The organism is Pradoshia sp. TA40_28, from assembly GCF_059694525.1.
This window is the reverse complement of the sequence record NZ_JCATZO010000003.1, coordinates 356,111-379,397: the sequence shown is the minus strand read 5'-3', so window position 1 is coordinate 379,397 and position 23,287 is coordinate 356,111. Positions and strand designations below refer to the sequence as shown.

The window sequence follows — 23,287 nt, the reverse complement described above, 5'->3', positions numbered from 1 at the left end:
TTTACTAGGAAAAGCTGTGTAAATCATTACGAGGTTAATTTAACTTTCTTTTGAGTGGTGGTCCACTTTCCACGACTAGGGCTGACAACAAGTTCGTTATAGGCCAACACATTTAAGTCCCTCTGAATAGTACGTGGGGTAATTCCAAATTCATCCACTAACTCCTGAGTTGTTACGGTACCGTTATGAACGATAAACATATAAATGGACTTAATTCTAGTAAGCATACGGTTTGTTGAAGGTTTCAAAAAACCACTCCTTATGGATAAGTTTTCAATGGCAACATTCCAACCAGCAGGTATAAAAGGTTGTTAACCATCCCACTTCTTTAAGTTATCACCTATACAGCACTCCTTTTGTATGTGGACTTAAAAAGATGAGTCCTTCTAGTAATATAATACCCCTCTCAAAATTTTAAATCCATATTTTCCAACAAAAATTAAATGAAAATTCGTTTAATTAATATCTATTTATATGAAACAGGCACTATGACAATTCTATAAAAGAAATTATTTCTTCCTATTATAGGGTATAGAAGGCACAGCGAAATGGTTCAACAAAAAATGCTAAAGATACGTAAATTCGCTATAATAACGGTAATGAAGACTATAAAAAATGAAATGAGGAAATATGGAATGACAGTTAATTGGCAAAAAGAAGTCGAGATGAGAAAAAATGATTTGATTGCCGAGACTCAAAAACTACTCCGGATTAAAAGTACACTTGATGAGTCTACATCCACTCCCGATATTCCTTTTGGACACGGAATAAAAGAAGCGCTTGATTTTATGCTTCAGCTTGGAGAGAAAGATGGGTTTATGACTAAAAATATTGATAACTACGGAGCCCATTTGGAAATGGGGAGTGGAGATGAATTACTCGGTATTCTTGGACATTTAGATGTTGTACCTGAGGGAGAAGGTTGGACAAGTGATCCTTATTCAGCGGAAATTAGAGATGGTAAAATATTTGCGCGCGGTGCGATCGATGATAAAGGTCCAACCATGGCTGCTTATTATGCTATGAAGATTGTGAAAGAATTAGGAATCGATTTAAATAAAAGGGTTCGATTAATTTTGGGGACAGATGAAGAAAGTGATTGGCGCTGTATGGATCATTACTTCGAAAAAGAAGAAATGCCGACAGTTGGATTTGTGCCAGATGCAGATTTTCCGATTATTTATGCTGAAAAAGGAATTGCAGATTTTACCTTGGACATGGGATCTCAAAAAGCAGAGACTGATTCTTTGGTTGTAAAAAGTTTTGAAGCTGGCCAGCGTTTTAATATGGTTCCTGAATCAGCAAAAGCGATTATTTCTCTAGGCTCCAATGAAGCAGATGAGTGGAAAGAAAAATTTGATGTATACCTGAAAGATCATGATTTAAATGGTTCGTATACGGTATCAAATGATGAAATGACATTTGCCGTTGAAGGAATTTCGGTGCATGGCATGGAACCTGATTCTGGATTGAATGCGGGGCTTAAGCTTGCCGACTTTCTTATCACTATGCCTTTACAAGGGGATGACCGGGTATTTTTTAATTTCATTCATCATTATTTAAGCACGGAGTCAAGAGGAAGAAAGCTTGGAGTTGCTTACTCTGATGATATTACTGGAGATTTAACAATCAATTATGGAATTATTGCCTATAAAAATGGGCAATTCGGAAAGATTGCTTTCAATTTGCGTTATCCTGTTACATATGATTTTGAGAATGGATGGAAAAAAATCGTGCAAATTGCTGCGGAGCATCAGTTTACAGCCAATATGAAAACCCATTTGGGACCTCACCATGTGGATTCTGATAGCGAGTTGGTTCAAACATTGCAAAAAATCTATCAGGAACATACCGGTGAAGAACCAGAATTATTGGCAATTGGCGGCGGAACCTATGCACGTGCATTGAAAAACGCAGTCGCTTTTGGCCCGCTATTCCCAGGGAGAGAAGATGTAGCCCATCAAAAAGACGAATATATTATGATTGATGATTTAGTCAAAGCAACAGCAATGTATGCACAGGCCATCTACGAATTAACAAGATAATCTAACACGATACAGAACCCGTATGTTACAGCAAGACAGTTTCAAGATGTCTTGCTTGCTGAAATTGAAAATGAATGTTGAAAATTGAAGTAAATGGAGAAGAGTTCGGGGAATAATATCTCTGAACTCTTTTCACATTGAGCTACTTTTAAACAGATGAACATTTTTCTAAACTGTCAAAACAGTTAAAATGGCATAGCTAACATTATGTTAAAATATAGAGGAGATAAACCGATGAATAGACAGAAACATTATTTTTTTGCGATCGAGTTACCCCAAGAGGTAAAAGAGTCGTTAGGTCATTGGACCAATGGGCTCAAATCGATGTATTCATATAAAAGCTGGGTTCATCCAAGTGATTATCATATAACATTAGCGTTCCTTGGCAGTGCGTCTCCGGAAATGTTGGAAAATGCGGTGCAGCAAGTACAAACTGGGGTACAACATCAGGCTTCCTTCCCCTTGGCCATAAAAGGATTGGGTATTTTCGGGGTTGAGAACAGACCAAGAATTCTATGGGCAGGTGTAAAGAAGCAGTCGTTTTTATATGAACTGCAGCAGGATGTATGGAATGCTTGCTCACGTATCGGTTTCAAGCTGGATAAGAAGCCATTTTCTCCGCATATCACGATAGCGAGACGATGTCTAGAAGATATGGACACAGAAAGCTTTGGACAGATTGAAAATTCACTTCCCTTCATACCTGAATTTAAGGTGCAACATCTTGTCCTTTATCAAACGAATAGCCAATCTATCCCTAAATACGAACCGATTGTGCGAATTCCGTTTACAGAGTGATATTTCAACTAATTATAGATAAATGGTTATGAAAGGTTTTCAGCCTATCATAACGGAACAGCTGAATAACAATAAACAAAGATTAAAAAAGAGCAAGGGGAAAACGGGATGGGACAATTGATTAAACTGCAGGATTATGTATCCCGTTATGAACAGGATATTTATCATTATTCTTCTCAGTATGTACGTTTAAAGAAACAACAGTGGATCAAATTAAAACAAGCCTATGAAAATAGAGATATCAATGATTGGTTGATTGGTGCCGAGGATTCTGACTCCCATGACCTACAGAATGAACTGGTGGTCAAAAAAAGGCTGCTTCCGGAAAAGTTCAGGAAAATGTTTACTAGAGTTAAGGGGGGGAACTCTCTCTCCCTAAAGGAAGAACAAACGAATGCAAGACCAGAACAGGAATTGGGTCGATTTTTAAGATTCCTTCCACGTACAGAAAATGATCTGAAACAGCAATTTTTAGACCGAATTTTTCATTATCAGCTTAAATGGGCCAGTTCAACACTAAGAGAAAAGTCAGTCGTCAATGCCAATTATATGCATGATAATAGACTACGTTATTTTCTGCAAAGCTTCCCTGATAATTGCCTAATTCTTTATAAGCCTGTCTTCCAGCTGAAAAATGCGCCGGTTGAACTGGATATTCTGTTGATGACACCAACGGAAATTTGGTGCTTAACATTTCTTGAAGCAGAAGAGGATGCTGTATTTCTGGCGGACAAGGGAAGGTTCTGGACCAGAAGGCATCATAACCGGGCTGATAAAAAAGTATTGAATCCGTATATATCCATAAATCGTATGGAAAGAATCATTGCTCGGATTTTAAGCAACAAAGAGATTGAAATGCCTGTTAGGAAAGGAATCATTTGCCGCAATGGGTATATAGATGATGTAAACGCCATTCATACAGAGATGATGATTGATAAGCGATCTTATCCAAAATGGTTTGAAGGTATGCGCAATAATCAGTCTCCAATTAAGAACCAACAGCTTAAGTCAGCGCAGGTCCTACTGGATTATTGCAGTACTGCCTATAAAATCAGGATGGATTTGGAAGAGGAGGTGGAAGGGATTGATAGAGAGAGCGGTTTATAGGGAAGCTTTAATGAATAGTGAAACGTTTCATTTCATTATAAATCCTGCCGCGAAGAATAGGGGAAGCTTGAAAATCTGGAAAAAGGTACAGAAAGATTTAGATGAGAAAAATATCAATTATCAATTTAGGTATACGGAATATGAAGGGCATGCTAGTGAAATGACAAAGGGAATTTTGGAGAAAAAAAGTGATGCTTTAATCGTTGCAGTAGGGGGAGACGGGACGATTCATGAAGTCATTAATGGAGCTGTAGAGTATAAGAATGCCAGATTATCTTATATTCCAGCAGGATCCGGTAATGATTTTTCAAGGGGCTACAATATTGATAAGGATCCTGTAAAAGCATGGCTAAATCTATATCAAAATAGTAATAAAACGAATCCTATTGATCTCGGATCTTATAAAACTGACAAAAAGGGTTACTTTGTTAATAGTTTGGGTATTGGATTGGATGCAGCTGTTACAAAAGCTGTAAATGAGTCAAAATCTAAATATTACTTTAATAAAATTGGTGCTGGGAAGCTTGTTTATTTATATTTCTTTTTCTTTAAATGGTTAACCTATAAACCATCTAATGTTTCTCTTTCATTAGATGGCAAGGACCTGACTTTCACTAATGTTTGGCTTGTTACGATATCCAATCAGCCCTATTTCGGAGGCGGGATAAAGATTTCACCAAACTCGAAACCAGATGACGGGCTTTTTCATATTATAATCGTACATAATATTTCCAAGATAAAACTTATTTCGATGTTCGTGACGGTATTATGGGGCGGCCATTTAAAAATAAGAGGAGTACAGGAGTTGAAAGGGAAACAAATTAAACTTTCATCTGACAAACCAGCACCTATCCATGCAGACGGCGATTATATTGGCAATAACGAGATAATCGTTGATATGCATCATCACAAAGTAAATATTGCAGCTATAGGAGAGTGAACATTGTGTATTCAGATAGGTTTTCAGCTTTTTTGGACGCATTAAATCGGATTACGATATTAATTCCACTAAATTATCGCAATAACGAAACTCCCGTATTTACTATCTATTTCGAAGGTCAGAAAATTGGGGCATTACAAGTTGAGGAAGTCATTAAAATAGAGCATTACATAAAATATGTATGTAATGCTCCTTTTGAAATACCGCTCGGTGAAGAGTATCAAATAGAGGACGATAAAGGCATGGCTTTTAGCCTCCGTACGGGGGCTGTAATCAGAACCCCGGAATTTGATGAATATTATCAATATGATGGAGATGATTTAGGGGCTGTCTATACAAAAGAAAAGACAGTTTTTAAACTTTGGGCACCGACGGCTACCAATGTAAAGGTTAAGCTAATCAATGATTTTGGTGCAGAAAAAGGGACAGTATCTATGCAGCGCGGTGACCGCGGTGTATGGTCACTAACCATTCATAATGACTTAAAGGACTATTTTTATACCTATCTCGTGCGTGTCAATCACATTTGGAGAGAGGCAACCGATCCTTATTCAAAAGCTGTATCTGTAAATGGCCAATACAGTGCCATTATAGACCCGGAACAGATTGAAAGACATTCCTATCAGATTACACCTTTAGAAAGCCATGTGGATGCAATCATCTATGAAACGCATGTACGTGACTTTTCTCATCATCAAAATAGCGGGATGAATGCTAAAGGGAAATTCTTAGCGTTTACTGAGGAAAATACGAAAACAAATAAAGGGTATTCAACCGGGATTAGTTATTTGAAAGAACTTGGAGTGACTCATATTGAACTTTTACCAGTTAATGATTTCTCTGGTATGGATGAGACTATCATTGGTAAGGAGTATAACTGGGGCTATAATCCCCGTCACTTTAATTCACCGGTAGGGATTTACAGTACTAATCCGCATCTGCCATTCAATCGAATAGAGGAATTAAAGGCACTGATTAAAAGTCTCCATAAAAATGGTCTTGGTGTCATTTTGGATGTTGTATATAATCATATGTTCGAAAAAGAATTATCTAATTTCGAAAAAATAGTTCCAGGCTACTATTTCCGTTATGATGCAAACGGAATGCCTGCAAATGGCAGTGGTTGTGGAAATGATGTGGCTTCAGAAAGGTTTATGGTGCGTAAATTCATTGTTTCTTCTGTGAAATACTGGTTGGAATATTTCCAGGTAGATGGATTCCGCTTTGATTTAATGGGTTTAATTGACATCGACACCATGAAAGAAATCGAACAGGTTGTCAGGGAAGTTAAACCGGATGCAATCCTTTTGGGTGAAGGCTGGGATTTACATACTGCGCTTCCAGCTGAAAAAAAATCAACGATTGCCAATGCTTCAAAATTAAGAGGAATAGGATTTTTCAATGACCGTTTTAGAGATACCATTAAAGGAAGTAATTTTGATTTAAAAGATGTGGGCTACATTTCCGGTAAAAAAGTTGAGCCAAGTGACTTCTTTCAGCTTGTAACCAATAAAAGCTCTGAATATCCATTAATGCCTACACAATCCGTCAATTATGTGGAATCTCATGATAATCACACGTTATGGGACCGACTCCAGCTGGCCAATGGTATAGAATCAAATGAAATCAGACAGCGGCGTCATCGGTTTGCGACGAGTATTGTTTTGCTTTCTCAAGGAATCCCCTTTTTGCATAGCGGACAGGAGTTCTTTAGAACTAAGCATGGTATCGAAAATAGTTACTGTTCACCCGATTGGATTAATGAATTAAATTGGGATCTAAGAGAAGAGCATGATGAAACGATTACTTATTTAAAATGTTTAATACAAATTCGGAAAAGTCATGGTGCATTTCGCTTCCGAACACGCGAAGAATTAGAGCGCCATACAAAAATGGTGGATATTAGTACAAATTGCCATACGCTGATGTATGAGAATGTTGGAGATTATGGAAAGTGGAAAAATATATTGGTTATTTTCCATCATGCTGAATCAGAAACAACGATTACACTACCTGGTGATATCGAATGGGATATTCTCTGTGATAGCTGTGATAATGAGCAAGGAGACAGGATCATCGGGGATAGCGTAAGAGAATATACCCTTGAACCATTGCGAACTTATGTATTTGTTCAGGAATAATGGACAGGAACACTTGACGAATGTATCCCAAACCTACTAAAATTTAAGAAGATGGCTATTGGAGAAAAGCAGTCAATGGCTGTCTTTTTTATTTTTATATAAAACTGTGCCAGAAAAAGAAAAGATTATTGAAGGTGAATACCATGGATTATTTAGGGCGAGAGTGGGAGATAACCTCTGCTGGAGGGGCAACAGGTGAAGCGTTTGTTGCCAGGCATGATGAACAAAAGTTATTTTTAAAAAGGAATTCATCTCCTTTCTTAGCTGTACTTTCAGCTGAAGGAATAGTACCAAAACTGATTTGGACCAAGAGGCTTGAAAATGGAGATGTGATTACTGCTCAGGAATGGATGAATGGAAGGGAATTACTCCCGACTGAAATGAGTGAAGAGGCTGTAGCTGAATTACTTCAGAAAATCCATCTATCCAAACCTTTATTAAACATGCTCGAGCGCCTCGGTAAAACAGCCCAAACGCCTACACAAATCCTAAATTCCGTAAAAAACTCCCTTGATAAGGAATTAGGAGATCATCCAAGTATTCAAAATATAATTGAGTTTATGGAAAAACATATACAGGATGTCAACAACGATCAGCAAGTTGTATGCCATGGTGATATTAATCATAATAATATCCTCTTAAACGACAAGGGGGAGTTATATTTGATTGATTGGGATGGCGCAATCATTGCAGATCCAGCCATGGATATTGGTATGCTTTTGTATTCTTATGTGAAACAGGAGAATTGGATGGAGTGGCTTTCCAAATACGGATTGCAACTCACTGCAGACCTTAAACTAAGAATGAAATGGTATGTACTGGCGCAGACTATTCAAAATATCGTTTTACATAAACGAAAAAACCGGTTGCATGAAATGAACCGGTATATCGAATATTTGAAATTTGCTCAGGAATATTGATCAATATCATGAACCCAACCTGAGAGTTGTTGCTGATGTGCTTCTATATGACTTTCCAGGTTTGCGGCATGGATGCCGCTTTGGCTGTACTGGTAGATTTCATCAAGGACGTTTTTTGTATTTTCATCAAGTCCGGATTGAATCATTAGAGACTTAACGGTTCTCTCCAGCTGTTCGCATTCAGATTGTGAACCGCAGCAATCCTCTTGATGATTATTTAAAATATCTTTTACTAACATCCAATGATGATTTTGTGATAAAGGCAAATTATCCACAACCCTTCTCTTCATATTCATTTTTAGGTTGTGAAGGTTTAACAAAATTTATTCATAGGTTAACCGGCATAGGCCGGTTTTTATTTTGTTTAAAAGAAGAGTGGTATTTTATAAAATGTTATGCTACTCTTTTTTTACGTATTTTAGCGGAGGTGCACGAAATTGAGACAACGTTATAAACCATGGGCTAAGGATAAGCTTATGGCCAATCCTTATTATTGCATTCAGGAGCCAGCTACAAAAAAGGGTTCTTGGAATGAGGTATTTGGGAATAATAATCCCATTCATATAGAAGTAGGTACTGGTAAAGGGCAATTTATAAATGGCATGGCAGCACAAAATCCAAATATTAATTATATTGGGATTGAATTGGCAGAGCGTGTCATTGTAACGGCGCTTGACCGATTGTTAGAATCTAATCTTCCGAATGTGAAACTGCTGAATGTGAACGCGCAAGAACTTCCAGATATTTTCGAGGAGGGGGAAGTTTCTCGTGTTTATTTGAATTTCTCTGATCCATGGCCGAAGAAACGTCATGCGAAGAGAAGATTAACGTATAAGACATTCCTTGATCTTTATAAAGGAATTTTACCTGAACATGGCGAAATTCATTTTAAGACAGATAACAGAGGATTATTCGAATATTCTCTTGTAAGCTTTTCTCAATATGGAATGACATTAAATGAGGTTAGTCTGGATTTACACAATAGCGATATGGAAGGCAATATCATGACGGAGTATGAACAGAAATTCTCGGCAAAAGGTAATCCAATCTACCGTTGTGAAGTATCCTATTAATCGTGTAACGACAGGTACCATGTAAGTAAGATCTGTCCAGTCATAATAATTAAGGGGGCTAAGGGTTTGGAGACTTTACGATTTGGTAAGTTTACATTAACGTGGTTAAATGGCGGAGATACACATATGGATGGTGGAGCCATGTTTGGAGTGGTTCCCAAACCATTGTGGTCAAGACGTTATCCTGTTAATGATTTAAATCAAATAGAGTTAAGGACAGACCCCATCTTAGTGCAGACAGAACATAAAAATTACTTAATTGAAGCCGGTCTTGGAAAAGGAAAACTAACAGACAAACAAATTAGGAATTATGGTGTCACTGAAGAGTCTAAGCTTGAAGAATCCTTGAATATTCTTGGAATGACTTACGAGGATATCGATGCCATTTTGATGACTCATATGCATTTTGATCATGCAGGTGGCTTGACCGGTTTACAGGATGGCCAATTGGTCAGTTTATTTTCCAATGCCATGATCTATACGTCAACAATTGAATGGGATGAAATGAAAAATCCCAATATACGTTCTCGTAATACGTACTGGGAAGAAAACTGGAAGCCGATTGTTTCTCAAGTCCAACCATTTGAAAAGGAAGTACAGATCACAGAAGGGCTGCGGATGATCCATACAGGCGGACATAGCGATGGCCATAGTATTATCGTATTTGAAGATGGGAATGAGCAATTGATTCACATGGGCGATCTTATGCCGACTCATGCTCATCAGAACCCTCTATGGGTTTTAGCTTATGATGATTATCCGATGGACTCTATTTTTGCTAAAGAGAAATGGATTAAACAAGGGATTCAAAATCAAGCCTGGTTCACTTTTTATCATGATTATATGTACCGTGCAATCAAATGGGATATCACCGGAAAAGAAATCGTAGAAAAAGTAAAACGCAAGCGAAATCGCTAAAAAAATACCTCGCTTTCATTCGGTTGAATGGAAGCGGGGTATTTTTGTCCTTTTATCTAACTTGTTCATAAAAATCAATGATCGTACCTGTTGTAGCATCAGCTATAAATTCATACTGTGTAGAATCAATACCTTCTTGCTTCGTAAGTCCACCTTTGTATACATCATATTCTAATTCGTTTTTTGTATACTTTTCAGGTTTCATCATAATCCAGGAACCTCTAATTGTTTCTCCGTCCTGACCAAGCGTACTTTTAATAGTAGACAAAATCTTTTCAGGCGAAGCCATATTGCTTTGATTTGTTAATTCCTTAACGACATAACCAGCTGCAAAACCGGCTGCAACACCTGAAATAAATGTTTTCCAATTCATTTATATTCCTCCAATCAAATCGGTAATAGCTTTGATCTTACATTTTTGCTTGGTTAATCTATTCCCATTCATTATACATTTTAAGCTTAAATGATGCTATCTTTTAACCAGGTACAACCCTCTCTATGGTATTTAGTAGTACGGTTTTGTAGAATGGAATATATATAAATGAAAATAATAGGGTAAAGGGGATCCATATATGAAGCAGTCTACTTTAGATTTATTTAAAACTCTTACCGAACTTCCGGGAGCACCTGGATTTGAACATGAAGTACGAGCCTTTATGAAAAAGGAATTATCGAAATACACAAGTGAAATCATCCAGGATGGCCTTGGCAGTATCTTTGGAGTTAAACGCGGAGATGAACAAGGACCAAAAATTATGGTAGCGGGACATATGGATGAAGTTGGGTTTATGGTGACATCTATCACTCCTGAAGGTTTGCTGCGTTTTCAAACTCTCGGCGGTTGGTGGGGGCAGGTTTTACTGGCTCAAAGAGTAGAGGTATATACAGAATCAGGACCTATTATTGGAGTGGTCAGTTCAATCCCGCCGCATTTGCTGAGTGATGCTCAAAGATCCAAACCGATGGAAATTGGTAATATGCTGATTGATATTGGTGCAGACGATAAAGAGGATGCACTCGCAATGGGAGTGAGACCGGGTCAGCAAATTATTCCGTACAGTAAATTCACTCCGATGGCGAATCCTAAAAAAATCCTTGCCAAAGCATGGGATAATCGGTATGGATGTGGATTGGCAATCGAATTACTAGAGGAGCTTCAAAATGAGACGTTACCTAATATACTCTACAGCGGTGCAACCGTCATGGAGGAAGTTGGTACACGTGGCGCCGGAACTTCAGCAACTATGATTGATCCAGATATTTTCTTTGCATGTGATGCCAGCCCTGCCAATGATATGTCAGGCAGCAAATCTGTTTTTGGCTATCTTGGAAAAGGCCCGTTACTGAGAATCTATGACCGCACCATGGTTATGCATAAAGGGATGAGAGAATTTATATTGGATACCGCTGAATCCAACCAAATCCCCTATCAATATTTTGTAGCTCCGAACGGTGGAACAGATGCAGGGCAAGTACATATTACAAATCGTGGTATACCAAGTGCTGTTATAGGTGTATGTTCACGCTATATTCATACTCATGCATCTATTTTGCATGTAGATGACTATGCCGCAGCTAAGGAACTAATGGTTAAATTAGTTAAGAGTTGTGATAAAACAACAGTTGAAACAATCAAACAAAACGGTTAATAAAAGGTTCGAAAGAGAAGGCAGAGGCAACCATCTGCCTTCTTTTTTAAGGGAGGATTGCAGATTTATATGGTTAAAATTGCGATTGGTACTAAAAATCCGGCGAAAATAAAAGCTGGAGAATTAGCTGGCCGGGAATTATCAGCTGAGCTTATTTCCATCGAAGTACCATCTGAAGTAAGTGAGCAGCCCTTTTCAGATGAAGAAACGATAGAGGGTGCACTAAATAGGGCCAAAAATGCCATGAGAGAAACACAGGCGGATTTTGGACTGGGACTTGAAGGTGGAGTGGTGAAAACTCCATATGGGTTGTTTATTTGCAATTGGGGTGCTCTTGTCACAAATGAGACTAAAAGTTTTGTAAGTGGAGGCGCACGAATTAAATTGCCTGATGAAATAGCTGATGAGCTATATTCAGGTAGAGAGCTTGGACCAGTGATGGATGAATATACCAAGAAACAGGATATCCGAAAGTCAGAAGGAGCAGTAGGCATCTTCTCAAATGGCCGCATTAAAAGAGATCGAATGTTTGAGCATATTATTGAATTATTGGTTGGTCAATATGAATATCAAGTAAAAGAACAAAGAAGATAGCTACATGACTAGCTTTATTAGTACTTCTCATTTTCTGATAACTGTAGAACTTCATTATGTTCCTTTATTTTGGTAGAGAAGAGGGCCAAAATAATAAATACCAATAGGGAAAAAAGACTTTTTTTCATGAGGATTTCTCACCTTACATATGATTTTACTAGAATCATACCATAGCTAACTACTTAAAACCTGTAGAAACAGTAGAAGACCGCCGAATTAGATCAAATGGCGGTCTTTCCTTATTTTTATTCCTCAAGGATATATTCAAGTATTGAAATAGCTTGATCCACGTCTGTGACTGTAACATTTGCTTTTCTGGAAAGTTCTTTAAGAGGGTGGTGAAGAGATTCTGGTCTAATAAGGATCAGCGGCTTGCCTAAGGTGATAGCCATACTTGCATCCATTGCAGTATTCCATTGTTTATACTTCTCTCCAAATAAGGCAATCACTAGATCAGCCTTGTTGATCCAAAGCTCTGTCCTTAAATTATTAATAGAGGAAGCTGCCTGATCTTTGAAAATAGAATTGGGTTGTGTACCTAGTATTTTTTCTCCGATTTCATCTGAGAGGTCATGATTTTCATTAGGTCCTTTAAAAAGAATTGGAAGTTGCTTCTCTGCCGCCTTCTCTTTGATTTCTTTTCTCCAGGAGCTATGGATTTCTCCCGCAAGATAAATGGTTAATGTCATGTTTATACTCCTTTCAACTTTCGTACTTTTATTCATCTTATCAAAGAAAGCGATTACTTGAAATGTGAGAATGAGCGATGTTTATAAAAAATTATATAGATTGCAATAACTTCTGCTCTTCTATGAGATATATTGGTATTGACAGGTGTCATGACAGGAGTTAATCTTCAGAATAGAGATATAATTTAACAACTTATGGTAAATAAGGTGTTTTAGGGAGGATAACGGAATGGAGAAAGGGAAGATCAAGGAACGTAAATTGCTAGGAATCGCAGGGATGGCTTGGCTTTTTGATGCTATGGATGTAGGAATGCTTTCATTCATTATTGCCGCACTACAAAAAGAATGGAATTTAAATTCAGAACAAATGGGCTGGATTGGCAGCGTGAATTCAATAGGAATGGCAGTAGGGGCTCTAGTGTTCGGCATTTGGGCTGATCGAATTGGACGAAAGAATGTTTTAATTATTACGTTATTATTATTTTCGTTGGGAAGCGGTTTTTCAGCATTGACAACAAGCTTGTCGATTTTTCTGATTTTTAGATTCATCATTGGAATGGGGCTGGGCGGAGAATTACCGGTAGCGTCCACTTTAGTCTCAGAAAGTGTACCGGAAAGCAAAAGAGGACGAATTGTCGTGCTGCTCGAAAGTTTTTGGGCGGTAGGCTGGCTCGTCGCTGCACTTATATCTTACTTTGTCATACCAACGTATGGCTGGCAAATTGCCTTATTAATCAGTGCGATTCCGGCTTTATATGCCATTTATTTAAGGATACACCTTCCTGACTCTGAGAAGTTTCAACTGGTGAAGGAAAAGAAGAGAATGTCTGTTGTAAATTCACTTAAGACATTGTGGAATAAAGAATACGCTATAAAGACTCTTATGCTATGGATTCTTTGGTTCTGTGTCGTATTTTCTTATTATGGGATGTTTCTGTGGCTTCCGAGTGTTATGGTCTTAAAAGGGTTTACCCTGATAAAAAGTTTCCAATACGTTGTCCTTATGACCTTGTCGCAGTTACCTGGTTATTTTACAGCTGCCTGGTTCATTGAAAAAATCGGACGGAAATTTGTATTGGTAACCTATTTGTTCGGTACAGCTGTAAGTGCTTATTTCTTCGGCAGTGCAGAAACTTTAACTGCCTTAATGATCTCAGGTTGCTTGCTATCATTTTTTAACCTGGGAGCATGGGGAGCGCTATATGCCTATTCGCCAGAACAATATCCGACTATTATACGAGGTACTGGCACAGGTATGGCGGCGGCGGTGGGGAGAATAGGTGGTATTCTTGGACCGCTCGCAGTTGGGAACTTACTGGCCTCCAATACATCCATTGAAAAAATCTTTCTCCTTTTTAGTATTTCTATCATTATTGGGATGATGTCGGTATTAATTCTTGGTAAGGAAACGAAAAATATAACCTTAGAATAGAAATCCTTTGCCTATTTGGGTATGATAATTTATACAAGAGGAAATGGAAAGGATGACGATGAATATGAAGAAATTAGAAAGTATGGAGCATTATAATGAATTGATGTCAAACGGGAAAGTGATGCTCTTATTTTCTGCGAATTGGTGCCCGGACTGCAGATTCATTGAACCATTTATAGGAGATATTGAGACTGCACATCAAGAATATACCTTTATTTACGTAGATCGAGATAAATTTCTTGACCTATGCATTAAGTTGGATGTGTTTGGGATACCAAGCTTCATAGCTTTTGATAATGGAAAAGAGCTTGGACGATATGTAAATAAAGATCGTAAAACACAGGAACAAATTGAAGATTTCATTGCATCATTATGATAAACTATTATACTCCCCCCCTATATGGGGGCTTTTTTTTTAGCAGCCAGCGTTTATTTAGGCTATAGTAATGGTAAGGAGGAATCCCTATGAAAATGACAACTATTAAAATGAAAACTCGCCTCATGGAAAGTTTAGCTGGTAGAGGTTTAAGCTTTACCTATAATCGTGATAATGAGGAATTAAGAATTGAAAATAAAGAGACTGGCAAGGGAATAACTATTGCGTTATCACCGCTTGTATCCAAATATGAACAATCCGGTCAAAAAGCAATTGATGAGGTACTTTATTATATAAAAGAATCAACGAAAGTGATGGGGACTGAACAAACATTAAAGGGTAAGGAGAAATTGATTTACCCAGTTATCCGTTCAACCTCATTTCCTTTGGAGTCTCGTGAAAATATACCTTTTATCACGGATGAGCATACAGCAGAAACAAGGGTTTATTATGCTTTAGATTTGGGTAATACGTATAGGTTAATTGATGCAGAGCTAATGAGTAAAGAAGGATGGGATCAGGAGTCTATTCGTTCAATGGCTATGTTTAATGTAAGATCACTGCCGATTAACTCTAAAAAAGACAGTGTGCGTGGAAATGACTTTTACTTTATAAACCATAACGATGGCTATGATGCTTCGAGAGTGCTTATCGATTCGCAAATGAAAAAATGGAAGGAAGAAATGAAAGGTACTATGGCAGTGGCTATTCCACATCAGGATGTTTTAATTATTGCAGACATACAAAATGATGCAGGATATGACATTCTGGCACAAATGAATATGCACTTTTTCACAAATGGAAATGTCCCGGTTACTGCTCTTCCGTTCCTTTATGAGAATGGCGAACTAGAGCCAATTTTTATTTTAGCAAAAAACAGGCCAAAGGAAGATCAATAATTTTTTAGGAAATTGATACCAATTAAAAGGATTGTGTCTTAACTGCGCTAATTTTTTGATAAAATAGAAACCTGTAATAGTAATTTATAACAACAATAGAAAGTGTGAGGAAGGCTATGAGCTTTTTCAAAAAAATTGTTGATTGGTTCTATGAGGATGTAGAGGAGGAAGTAGAACCTCCTAATAGCCCTGAAACCATTCAAAAAGTACCTAAACCTAAACAAGGAAAAAAAACACAAAAACAAATTGATATTGAAGCTAAAATCCAATATAAATATCCAAAGAATAATTTCAAATTTCCATTAATCTCAGATGAAGAGTTACTAAAATTAAAAGAACAAAAAAAGAAGCAAAAAGAATTGGGCGATAAGAAGGAAAGGTTTGTGAGGGAGTCTGTAAAGTCTCCGGTTGTTCCCTCTGTGAAGATGCCTTATAAAAAAGCCGTCATCGAAAAGCCAGAACCGAAACAAAACAAAATCATGCAGAATAAGATACCTTTTAGACGAACAGAAATTCCATCGCCAATCTATGGTTTTCAAAATAGGCAGTCGGGGACTAAAAACCATAAAGCGGTCGAATATGAATTGCCATCCGAAACGACATTGGATTCCGTACTTGCTAAAATGCATGGTAAGAAAGAGAGCCCTTTGCAGGAAAAGCCAGAGCGTCCAATTGAAAAGACGGTACAGGATGATATAACGCAAAATCCTGAGCAGGTACAGAGTTCTGTAGATAACAACACTGTTAACTCATATACATCTAACCAAGATGGTGATAAAGGGTTAAATTCTATAGAGATGAAGAATGAAAAGAATCCAGAATCTATCATTTCCATTCCAGTAAAACCTGGAGAGGTTGCTGCCACGAGTGAAATGGAGTGGGGATCAGTAGGCGAGGATCAAATTATAGAAGAAATGAATGAAGTGTTTGTCAACGCTGATTATGCATTAGAAGATAAAGCAATCCATGAAGAAGAGATTTCTAACGAAGAAATCTTGGTAGAGGATTTTGCGACGTTGGATACTGATCTAGAGATGGAAGAGCAGGAGGAGATCCAATCCATACAGCTTAATCACCAGAATGATGCTAAGGAACCAATTGATGTTGAAAAGCTGGAATACGATTTGGAGGAATCAGAAAAGAATATCTCCATTCAGTCTTCAGAGATTAGTGTAGTTGAAAATGTAGAAGAAATTAATTCCATGACGGAGAAAACAGAACAATCTCTCAGAGAAAATGATAAACAGCCAGATACTGGTATCAGTCAACTTTCTTCTGAAATTAGAATGGATAATGAAGAAGATCAGCTGGAAAGAGTAAAAAATGAAATAAACATGGAAATTATCCCCTTTGAGGAAAATAAACAGAATGTCAGTCCGGTTGATAGACAGGACGAGGAGCCTGGCTATGAAGGCCTAAATGAATCGATTGTGACAGAATCCATAACTCCATTTAAAGAACCGTCAATGAATCAAATCAATGATTCAGGCAGCTCTAACCCACTGGAGAATAGTGAAAGTCTTTCTGATGAAATTACACATTCAGAACAAAATAGTACAGTAGAAGAGCCGGCTATTGTTATGGATGAAGAAGAAAGACGCAGGATAGAAAGGGAAAAACGCATTAAAGAGCGTAGAAAGCACATCCCTTTTAATGTATTAATGCTTAAGAATGATAAAAATCATAGAGCTGCTACTAGCTATCCAAAAACAAATACGGAAAAAGAGACAGAGATTAAGGAGTCTCCTAAAAAAAAACTGACTAATTATGAATATCCACATATATCCATATTAAATCCAAGGGTGGATATTGAGGAAGATGCAGACTGGCTTGCTGAACAAGCTCAATTGCTTGATGATACACTTGAACAGTTCAATGTGAAGGCCAGAGTATTCACCTATTCTCAAGGTCCTTCTGTCACACGATTTGAAGTCCAGCCAGAGCCAGGTGTTAAAGTCAGCAAAATCACCAATTTAAATGATGATTTAAAATTAAGCCTGGCTGCGAAAGATATCCGTATAGAAGCACCGATTCCTGGAAAAAGAATGATTGGGATTGAAATTCCAAATATAAATACAAGACCTGTTTATTTGCGTGAGGTTTTAGAGGAAAAATCATTTATCGAAAATTCTTCTCCACTTACGGTTGCAGTTGGATTAGATATTTCCGGTAATGCAATTGCGACGGATTTAAAGAAAATGCCTCATGGTTTAGTCGCAGGTTCTACGGGATCCGGAAAAAGTGTCTTTATTAATTCAGTTTTAATTAGTTTATTATATAAATCGCATCCATCTGATGTCAGACTTTTATTGATTGATCCGAAAATGGTGGAACTTGCGCCATATAATAATATTCCTCATCTGGCAGCGCCGGTTATTACGGATGTAAAAGCTGCAACTGCGGCCCTGAAATGGGCGGTGGAAGAGATGGATCGGAGATATGAGCTGTTTGCCCATTCAGGTGCCAGAGATATTGTCCGATATAATGAAAAGGTGCTGGCATCCGGGCAAATGGAGCATAAGCTTCCGTATTTAGTAATCGTGATTGATGAACTGGCTGATTTAATGATGATGTCTCCAGCTGACGTGGAGGAAGCGATCTGCCGAATTGCACAAAAGGCAAGGGCATGCGGAATTCATTTACTGGTGGCGACACAACGGCCGTCCGTAGACGTTATTACAGGCTTGATAAAAGCAAATATTCCTACGAGAATAGCTTTTTCAGTTTCTTCTCAGGTCGATTCACGGACAATTCTTGACCAAAGCGGAGCCGAAAAATTGCTGGGCCGAGGCGATATGCTATTCTTAGAAAATGGCACTTCTAAAGCAGTCCGACTGCAAGGAACCTTTGTAACGGATGATGAAATTGAGAATGTCGTGAAACATGTAAGTAATCAGGCAAAACCATCCTACATGTTTGAGCCGAATGAATTGGTGAAAACAAGTGAACATATAGAAGAAAAGGATGAACTTTATTACGAAGTGTGCGAATTTGCAGTTGAGATGGGTGGAGCATCGATATCCAGCCTGCAAAGGCGTTTTAGGATAGGGTATAACAGGGCAGCGAGGCTAATTGATATGCTCGAGAGAGAAGGAATTCTATCCGAATCAAAAGGAAGCAAACCACGTGATGTACTCATATCAGAATCTGATTTAGAAGCTATACATGAATCTCACTCTCCTTTTTAAAATAGGAAGAAAGTATTGTATAATAATTTAATTGTGAGTATTTGCCAAAAAAGGCCATACTATATATAAGAAAAAATAGAGATAAAAATTGTACGAAACTGATATATAGGTTTATAATCATACAGGTTATGTTTTTAACTAATGAAATGTATACTTGTTGTTCGTTTCAACAGTTATTTTACTGCTTTAACTACAAATACTATTTAGTAAAGCCTAAAAAGGCAAAGCAGGCAAATTGCAAATAGCAAAAAAAAGAGACCGTCATATACTGTTATACAGCATTGACGTTTGTTGGAGGTTCATTCTATGACAGTTTATCACTTCGTAGGCATAAAAGGATCCGGGATGAGCGCGTTAGCCCAAATCCTGCATGATATGGGATATCAAGTACAGGGTTCTGATTATGAAAAACGTTTTTTTACTCAAATTGCGCTTGAAAATGCCGGCATAAACATATTGCCATTTAATAAAGAGAATATTAAGCCAGGCATGACGATTATAGCGGGCAATGCATTTCCTGACAGTCATGATGAGATTGTTCAAGCTTTAGAACTCGGCTTGCCAGTCATTCGCTATCCACGTTTTCTTGGAGATTTTCTTAAACAGTTCGTGAGCATAGCCATCACAGGTGCACATGGAAAAACATCGACTACAGGCTTAATGTCTCATGTTATCAGCGGAGCTGAGCCGACATCATTTTTAATTGGTGATGGAACAGGCAAGGGAAAGGCAAATTCTAAGTACTTTGTTTTTGAAGCTTGCGAATATCGTCGACACTTCTTATCCTATGAGCCTGACTATGCGATCATGACCAATATTGATTTTGATCATCCGGATTACTTTGCGAACCTGGAAGATGTATTCTCTGCCTTTCAAGAGATGGCACTACAAGTAAACAAAGGGATTATTGCTTGTGGCGATGATGAGCAGTTACAAAAAATCCAGGCGAAAGTACCAGTCATTTTTTACGGGTTTAATGAAGAAAATGATTTTCAGGCTAAAAATATTGTTACGTCAGAGGCTGGGACAACATTTGATGTACATGTAAGAAATAATTATTATGAGACATTTACGATTCCAATGTTTGGTCGTCATACCGTTTTAAATGCTCTTGCTGTGATTGCACTTTGTCAGTATGAGGACATTGATGTAGAAATCATCAAGGAACGTTTAATGTCGTTTACAGGCGTTAAAAGACGTTTTTCTGAAAAGCAAGTTGATCAGCAAATTTTAATTGATGATTATGCCCATCACCCGACAGAAATTAAGGCAACCATTGATTCAGCTCGACAAAAATATCCAAATCGTGAAATTGTAGCTGTATTCCAGCCACATACTTTCTCCAGAACTCAAAAGTTTTTAGATGATTTTGCTGAAAGCTTAAAAGAAGCTGATAAAGTATACTTATGTGAAATTTTTGGGTCAGCAAGAGAGCTGAATGGAAAGCTAACCGTGAAAGATCTTTGTAATAAGGTGGACGGTGCTGAGATTATTCAGGAAGAGGACCCATCTATCTTGAAAAATCATCAAGATGGTGTGTTACTATTTATGGGTGCCGGAGATATTCAAAAAGTGCAGGCTGCCTATGAAAATCTTATAACAAAATAAATGCATTAATAAAACCCTTCAAGATAACGAACTTGAAGGGTTTTTTGTTTATTTTAGATTTTCAGGATTTAGTTTTTCTAATTCTGGGATGACGAATCTGCCATCTTTTCTAATCAATCGATCATCGAAATAAATTTCGCCGCCTCCATAATCTTTACGCTGGATATTCACTAAATCCCAATGGATGCTGGAGTGGTTTCCATTTGGTGCTTCTTCATAGCTTTGACCCGGTGTGAAGTGGAAGCTGCCATCGATTTTTTCATCAAATAGAATGTCCTGCATTGGTATCGTAATATAGGGATTAACGCCTATTGCAAATTCGCCGATATAACGTGCACCTTCATCACTATTGAAAATTTTGTTAATTCTCTCCGTATCATTAGCTGTGGCGTTAACAATTTTTCCGTTTTCAAATGTTAAGCATACATTTTCATATGTAAAGCCTTGGTACGGAGACGGTGTATTATACGTAATGGTTCCATTTACAGAATCGCGTACAGGGGCGGTATATACTTCTCCATCTGGAATATTGCGTTCACCTGCACATTTAATAGCTGGGATGTCTTTAATGGAAAAATGCAAATCAGTACCTGGACCAATAATGCGTACTTTATCAGTTTGATTCATCAAATCTACCAGGCTGTCCATCGCTTTAGACATTTTAGCGTAATCCAAGTTACATACATTAAAATAAAAATCTTCAAAGCCTTCTGTGCTCATTTTGGCTAGTTGTGCCATCGAATTAGTCGGATAACGAAGGACTACCCATTTAGTTTTCGGTACCCGAATATCTCTATGTACCTGATTTTGAACGGTTTGACCATAAATTTTCATTTTTTCAGCTGGAACATCAGAATGTTCAGAAATATTATCACCTGCACGCAGACCAATGTAAGCATCCATTTTGTTCATAACCTGTGCTTCGAATTCTGCGATTAGGCTATAGTGCTCCTCTGTAGCACCCAATAAAAGCTGTCTTTCTATGGTTTGGTCCTTTGTGGAGACGAAAGGGTATCCACCTGCTTGATATGATTCTTGTACCAGTGCTTTTACTAATTCTGGTTGGATACCGAAATTCTCTATAAGCACTTTTTCTCCCTTTTGCAACTTTACTGAATAGTTAATTAAATTATGAGCTAATTGCTGAATTCTGGGATCCCTCATATAATTCTCCTCTCAAACTTCAACTACAATCTTATTATATTGTATCTTACTTTACTGAAAATATTAAGAAAGAAGGAATATTGTAGGGGAGAATAAATTACTATATAGTTTAAATAAAGCAATAAAGGGTAAAAACTAATTATAATTCAGAGATGGAGTGAAGACGATGGAAATTATCTTATATTTAAGTGTGGCTGTGATTGCCATAGCGTTCCTTGTACTGGTTATTTATCTTTCAAGAACTTTAGAATCCCTTAAAACAACAATGGAGAGCGTTTCCAGTACGCTGACAGGCTTGGAAACCCAAATGCAGGGTATTACAACAGAGACAACGTTGTTGCTACATAAAACCAACGCTCTGGCAGAAGATATTCAGCATAAATCAGAGGAACTTAATACAGTGGTAGATGCTGTGAAAGGTGTGGGAGGTTCAATCCAGCGAGTAAATCAAACTATTGATCAGGTTACAAACCGCGTTCAATTAGCTGCAAGTCAAAATAACGAAAAAATCAATCAGGTAGTGCAATGGGGAAATGTATGCATCGAGCTTGTGAATAAGTGGAAAAAACATAAAGCTGAACAGAAAACAGAAGTATATTCTACATCAGAAGTTCATACAGATGTTACATTGCCAACACAAGAAACCAGATATCAACGTTCTCAATCTTAATCAACCATAAAAAAAGGAGATGTTTAAGAATGAATAATAAAATCGATAACATGAATCAAGATAATGGAATGTCTACAAAAGATTTTGTAGTAGGAGCTATTGTTGGAGGACTTGTGGGAGCAGCTACAGCATTATTTTTAGCACCTAAATCGGGTAAAGAGCTTCGCAGTGATTTAACTGAACAAGGCAATGCATTAATGGAAAAAGGCGCTCCTTTGATGGAAAAAGGAACTGCTTTAAAACAAACGGCAACTGAAAAAGGGATTGCGCTTAAACAAACGGCAACTGAAAAAGGGACAGAATGGATTTCTGTAGCGAAAGAAAAAGGTGCACCAATAACAGAGGCAGTTAGGAAAAAATTTGGTAACACTACAAACGAGGATAGTGACAGCCAATCTTCAGATACAGAAGAAAATCCTACGGATAAAACGGGAGAAAGTAATGTGGTTGTAGATTCTCCAGATGATGTGTATGTGGGAGAAGAAACCGTAGATAGTAAAAATACGGCCAAAGAAGAAACATATGCATCTGAAAAAACTGGATTCAATTCAACAGCCAGTGGGAATACGTCCTCTGGTAAAACACCATCTGACAGTTCAAATAATACTGTAAAAGTTAATGTTGGATCCAATTCAACTAAATTAAACGGCAATAAAGGGAATGCATCAGCCAATTCTAAAAATAACACAAATAAAAAATAACCTTGGTTTCAGAGGATAAACGAAAATGGGGTGAAGAATGATGAAAAAGATTGATAACCAAGAGGAATTTCAGCAACTTTTGGAGAATAATGTTTTTCTGCTTCTGAAACATAGCCTTACCTGTCCCATCAGTGGAGCAGCCTTTGATGAATATTCACATTTTGTTGAAGAACATCCTGCTATTGAAACAGCCTATCTGGCTGTGCAGGAAGCCAAACCACTATCTGAGTATGTCCGAGATTTGACAGGGATCAAGCATGAATCACCCCAAGCTATTTTGTTTAAAAATAGTGAGGCAGTGTGGAATACTTCTCATGGAAGAATTACAGCTGAAAATCTGGAACAAGCAATTAAAGAGTATATCTAATTAGAAAA

23 protein-coding genes are annotated in these 23,287 nt (G+C 37.6%); 18 read left to right on the top strand and 5 right to left on the bottom strand.

The window, feature by feature from the left end:
* Positions 1 to 26 precede the first annotated feature (26 nt).
* Positions 27 to 248, bottom strand: a complete 222-nt coding sequence (locus AC58NB_RS05895) for a DeoR family transcriptional regulator (RefSeq protein ID WP_491076163.1) — start codon at positions 246 to 248, stop codon at positions 27 to 29.
* A gap of 387 nt (positions 249 to 635) precedes the next feature.
* On the opposite strand from AC58NB_RS05895, the gene pepV reads away from it, so the two are divergent.
* The 6 genes from pepV to AC58NB_RS05865 all read left to right on the top strand — a co-directional run bounded on the left by pepV (position 636) and on the right by AC58NB_RS05865 (position 7,951).
* Positions 636 to 2,045 (top strand): dipeptidase PepV, encoded by a 1,410-nt coding sequence (gene pepV / locus AC58NB_RS05890; protein ID WP_497425917.1) that lies wholly within the window; start codon positions 636 to 638, stop codon positions 2,043 to 2,045.
* A 234-nt stretch (positions 2,046 to 2,279) separates the two neighbouring features.
* The gene (gene thpR, locus AC58NB_RS05885; protein ID WP_497425888.1) at positions 2,280 to 2,843 is read left to right on the top strand and encodes an RNA 2',3'-cyclic phosphodiesterase; all 564 of its coding nucleotides are present in this window, start codon (positions 2,280 to 2,282) and stop codon (positions 2,841 to 2,843) included.
* A 108-nt stretch (positions 2,844 to 2,951) separates the two neighbouring features.
* Complete coding sequence (locus AC58NB_RS05880; protein WP_497425887.1) at positions 2,952 to 3,950, top strand: NERD domain-containing protein; 999 nt, start codon at positions 2,952 to 2,954, stop codon at positions 3,948 to 3,950.
* Positions 3,928 to 4,890, top strand: a complete 963-nt coding sequence (locus tag AC58NB_RS05875; protein WP_497425886.1) for a diacylglycerol/lipid kinase family protein — start codon at positions 3,928 to 3,930, stop codon at positions 4,888 to 4,890. Before AC58NB_RS05880 ends, AC58NB_RS05875 begins: the two co-directional genes overlap by 23 nt.
* 5 nt (positions 4,891 to 4,895) lie before the next feature.
* On the top strand, positions 4,896 to 7,031 hold the full coding sequence (gene pulA, locus AC58NB_RS05870) for a type I pullulanase (protein ID WP_497425885.1): 2,136 nt from the start codon (positions 4,896 to 4,898) through the stop codon (positions 7,029 to 7,031).
* A gap of 143 nt (positions 7,032 to 7,174) precedes the next feature.
* The gene (locus AC58NB_RS05865) at positions 7,175 to 7,951 is read left to right on the top strand and encodes a phosphotransferase (protein WP_497425884.1); all 777 of its coding nucleotides are present in this window, start codon (positions 7,175 to 7,177) and stop codon (positions 7,949 to 7,951) included.
* On the opposite strand, the gene AC58NB_RS05860 is transcribed toward AC58NB_RS05865, so the two are convergent.
* Positions 7,939 to 8,241, bottom strand: a complete 303-nt coding sequence (locus tag AC58NB_RS05860) for a YtzH-like family protein (protein ID WP_497425883.1) — start codon at positions 8,239 to 8,241, stop codon at positions 7,939 to 7,941. The two genes, AC58NB_RS05865 and AC58NB_RS05860, sit on opposite strands and share 13 nt — an antisense overlap.
* A 147-nt stretch (positions 8,242 to 8,388) precedes the next feature.
* Between AC58NB_RS05860 and trmB the strand changes: the two genes are divergently transcribed.
* Both trmB and AC58NB_RS05850 read left to right on the top strand, forming a co-directional pair.
* Complete coding sequence (gene trmB, locus AC58NB_RS05855; protein WP_497425882.1) at positions 8,389 to 9,024, top strand: tRNA (guanosine(46)-N7)-methyltransferase TrmB; 636 nt, start codon at positions 8,389 to 8,391, stop codon at positions 9,022 to 9,024.
* 66 nt (positions 9,025 to 9,090) lie between these two features.
* A complete protein-coding gene (locus AC58NB_RS05850; RefSeq protein WP_497425881.1) occupies positions 9,091 to 9,942 on the top strand; it encodes a YtnP family quorum-quenching lactonase in 852 nt (283 codons plus the stop codon).
* 52 nt (positions 9,943 to 9,994) lie between these two features.
* Here the strand turns inward: AC58NB_RS05850 and AC58NB_RS05845 are convergent, their stop codons facing one another.
* The gene (locus AC58NB_RS05845; protein ID WP_497425880.1) at positions 9,995 to 10,315 is read right to left on the bottom strand and encodes a hypothetical protein; all 321 of its coding nucleotides are present in this window, start codon (positions 10,313 to 10,315) and stop codon (positions 9,995 to 9,997) included.
* A 199-nt stretch (positions 10,316 to 10,514) separates the two neighbouring features.
* Between AC58NB_RS05845 and AC58NB_RS05840 the strand changes: the two genes are divergently transcribed.
* Positions 10,515 to 11,591, top strand: coding sequence for a M42 family metallopeptidase (locus tag AC58NB_RS05840; protein WP_497425879.1), 1,077 nt, complete (start codon positions 10,515 to 10,517; stop codon positions 11,589 to 11,591).
* 69 nt (positions 11,592 to 11,660) lie between these two features.
* Positions 11,661 to 12,185 carry a DUF84 family protein gene (locus AC58NB_RS05835; protein WP_497425878.1) on the top strand — a complete coding sequence of 175 codons (525 nt, stop codon included), beginning with the start codon at positions 11,661 to 11,663 and terminating at the stop codon, positions 12,183 to 12,185.
* Positions 12,186 to 12,430: 245 nt separating this feature from the next.
* Here the strand turns inward: AC58NB_RS05835 and AC58NB_RS05830 are convergent, their stop codons facing one another.
* Positions 12,431 to 12,874 carry a YtoQ family protein gene (locus AC58NB_RS05830; RefSeq protein WP_497425877.1) on the bottom strand — a complete coding sequence of 148 codons (444 nt, stop codon included), beginning with the start codon at positions 12,872 to 12,874 and terminating at the stop codon, positions 12,431 to 12,433.
* Positions 12,875 to 13,103: 229 nt separating this feature from the next.
* On the opposite strand from AC58NB_RS05830, the gene AC58NB_RS05825 reads away from it, so the two are divergent.
* The 5 genes from AC58NB_RS05825 (at position 13,104) to murC (ending at position 20,377) form a co-directional block, all read left to right on the top strand.
* Complete coding sequence (locus tag AC58NB_RS05825; protein WP_497425876.1) at positions 13,104 to 14,306, top strand: MFS transporter; 1,203 nt, start codon at positions 13,104 to 13,106, stop codon at positions 14,304 to 14,306.
* Between the two features lie 43 nt (positions 14,307 to 14,349).
* The gene (locus AC58NB_RS05820; protein ID WP_497425875.1) at positions 14,350 to 14,682 is read left to right on the top strand and encodes a thioredoxin family protein; all 333 of its coding nucleotides are present in this window, start codon (positions 14,350 to 14,352) and stop codon (positions 14,680 to 14,682) included.
* Between the two features lie 89 nt (positions 14,683 to 14,771).
* Positions 14,772 to 15,581, top strand: a complete 810-nt coding sequence (locus AC58NB_RS05815; protein ID WP_497425874.1) for a DUF1444 domain-containing protein — start codon at positions 14,772 to 14,774, stop codon at positions 15,579 to 15,581.
* Positions 15,582 to 15,697: 116 nt separating this feature from the next.
* A complete protein-coding gene (locus tag AC58NB_RS05810; RefSeq protein WP_497425873.1) occupies positions 15,698 to 18,769 on the top strand; it encodes a DNA translocase FtsK in 3,072 nt (1,023 codons plus the stop codon).
* A gap of 306 nt (positions 18,770 to 19,075) precedes the next feature.
* Positions 19,076 to 20,377: a UDP-N-acetylmuramate--L-alanine ligase gene (gene murC / locus AC58NB_RS05805; protein WP_497425872.1), complete on the top strand. Its 1,302-nt coding sequence runs from the start codon at positions 19,076 to 19,078 to the stop codon at positions 20,375 to 20,377.
* Positions 20,378 to 20,425: 48 nt separating this feature from the next.
* Here murC and AC58NB_RS05800 read toward each other — a convergent pair whose 3' ends face one another.
* Positions 20,426 to 21,541, bottom strand: coding sequence for an aminopeptidase (locus AC58NB_RS05800; protein WP_497425871.1), 1,116 nt, complete (start codon positions 21,539 to 21,541; stop codon positions 20,426 to 20,428).
* A gap of 166 nt (positions 21,542 to 21,707) precedes the next feature.
* Here AC58NB_RS05800 and AC58NB_RS05795 point away from each other — a divergent pair, with 166 nt between their 5' ends.
* From AC58NB_RS05795 to ytxJ, 3 genes are read left to right on the top strand one after another with little or no spacing between them, the layout of a single operon-like run.
* A complete protein-coding gene (locus AC58NB_RS05795) occupies positions 21,708 to 22,211 on the top strand; it encodes a DUF948 domain-containing protein (RefSeq protein ID WP_497425870.1) in 504 nt (167 codons plus the stop codon).
* Between the two features lie 29 nt (positions 22,212 to 22,240).
* The gene (locus AC58NB_RS05790) at positions 22,241 to 22,912 is read left to right on the top strand and encodes a YtxH domain-containing protein (RefSeq protein ID WP_497425869.1); all 672 of its coding nucleotides are present in this window, start codon (positions 22,241 to 22,243) and stop codon (positions 22,910 to 22,912) included.
* A 40-nt stretch (positions 22,913 to 22,952) separates the two neighbouring features.
* Positions 22,953 to 23,279: a bacillithiol system redox-active protein YtxJ gene (gene ytxJ, locus AC58NB_RS05785; RefSeq protein WP_497425868.1), complete on the top strand. Its 327-nt coding sequence runs from the start codon at positions 22,953 to 22,955 to the stop codon at positions 23,277 to 23,279.
* Positions 23,280 to 23,287 lie beyond the last annotated feature (8 nt).

What these genes read in the sequence shown, in the direction of transcription:
- pepV (WP_497425917.1), top strand. Translation starts at nt 636, where the DNA reads ATGACAGTTAATTGGCAAAAAGAAGTCGAGATGAGAAAAAATGATTTG.
- thpR (WP_497425888.1), top strand. Translation starts at nt 2,280, where the DNA reads ATGAATAGACAGAAACATTATTTTTTTGCGATCGAGTTACCCCAAGAG.
- AC58NB_RS05880 (WP_497425887.1), top strand. Translation starts at nt 2,952, where the DNA reads ATGGGACAATTGATTAAACTGCAGGATTATGTATCCCGTTATGAACAG.
- AC58NB_RS05865 (WP_497425884.1), top strand. Translation starts at nt 7,175, where the DNA reads ATGGATTATTTAGGGCGAGAGTGGGAGATAACCTCTGCTGGAGGGGCA.
- AC58NB_RS05860 (WP_497425883.1), bottom strand. Translation starts at nt 8,241, where the DNA reads ATGAAGAGAAGGGTTGTGGATAATTTGCCTTTATCACAAAATCATCAT.
- AC58NB_RS05845 (WP_497425880.1), bottom strand. Translation starts at nt 10,315, where the DNA reads ATGAATTGGAAAACATTTATTTCAGGTGTTGCAGCCGGTTTTGCAGCT.
- AC58NB_RS05840 (WP_497425879.1), top strand. Translation starts at nt 10,515, where the DNA reads ATGAAGCAGTCTACTTTAGATTTATTTAAAACTCTTACCGAACTTCCG.
- AC58NB_RS05835 (WP_497425878.1), top strand. Translation starts at nt 11,661, where the DNA reads ATGGTTAAAATTGCGATTGGTACTAAAAATCCGGCGAAAATAAAAGCT.
- AC58NB_RS05830 (WP_497425877.1), bottom strand. Translation starts at nt 12,874, where the DNA reads ATGACATTAACCATTTATCTTGCGGGAGAAATCCATAGCTCCTGGAGA.
- AC58NB_RS05825 (WP_497425876.1), top strand. Translation starts at nt 13,104, where the DNA reads ATGGAGAAAGGGAAGATCAAGGAACGTAAATTGCTAGGAATCGCAGGG.
- AC58NB_RS05820 (WP_497425875.1), top strand. Translation starts at nt 14,350, where the DNA reads ATGGAAAGGATGACGATGAATATGAAGAAATTAGAAAGTATGGAGCAT.
- AC58NB_RS05815 (WP_497425874.1), top strand. Translation starts at nt 14,772, where the DNA reads ATGAAAATGACAACTATTAAAATGAAAACTCGCCTCATGGAAAGTTTA.
- AC58NB_RS05810 (WP_497425873.1), top strand. Translation starts at nt 15,698, where the DNA reads ATGAGCTTTTTCAAAAAAATTGTTGATTGGTTCTATGAGGATGTAGAG.
- murC (WP_497425872.1), top strand. Translation starts at nt 19,076, where the DNA reads ATGACAGTTTATCACTTCGTAGGCATAAAAGGATCCGGGATGAGCGCG.
- AC58NB_RS05800 (WP_497425871.1), bottom strand. Translation starts at nt 21,541, where the DNA reads ATGAGGGATCCCAGAATTCAGCAATTAGCTCATAATTTAATTAACTAT.
- AC58NB_RS05795 (WP_497425870.1), top strand. Translation starts at nt 21,708, where the DNA reads ATGGAAATTATCTTATATTTAAGTGTGGCTGTGATTGCCATAGCGTTC.
- AC58NB_RS05790 (WP_497425869.1), top strand. Translation starts at nt 22,241, where the DNA reads ATGAATAATAAAATCGATAACATGAATCAAGATAATGGAATGTCTACA.
- ytxJ (WP_497425868.1), top strand. Translation starts at nt 22,953, where the DNA reads ATGAAAAAGATTGATAACCAAGAGGAATTTCAGCAACTTTTGGAGAAT.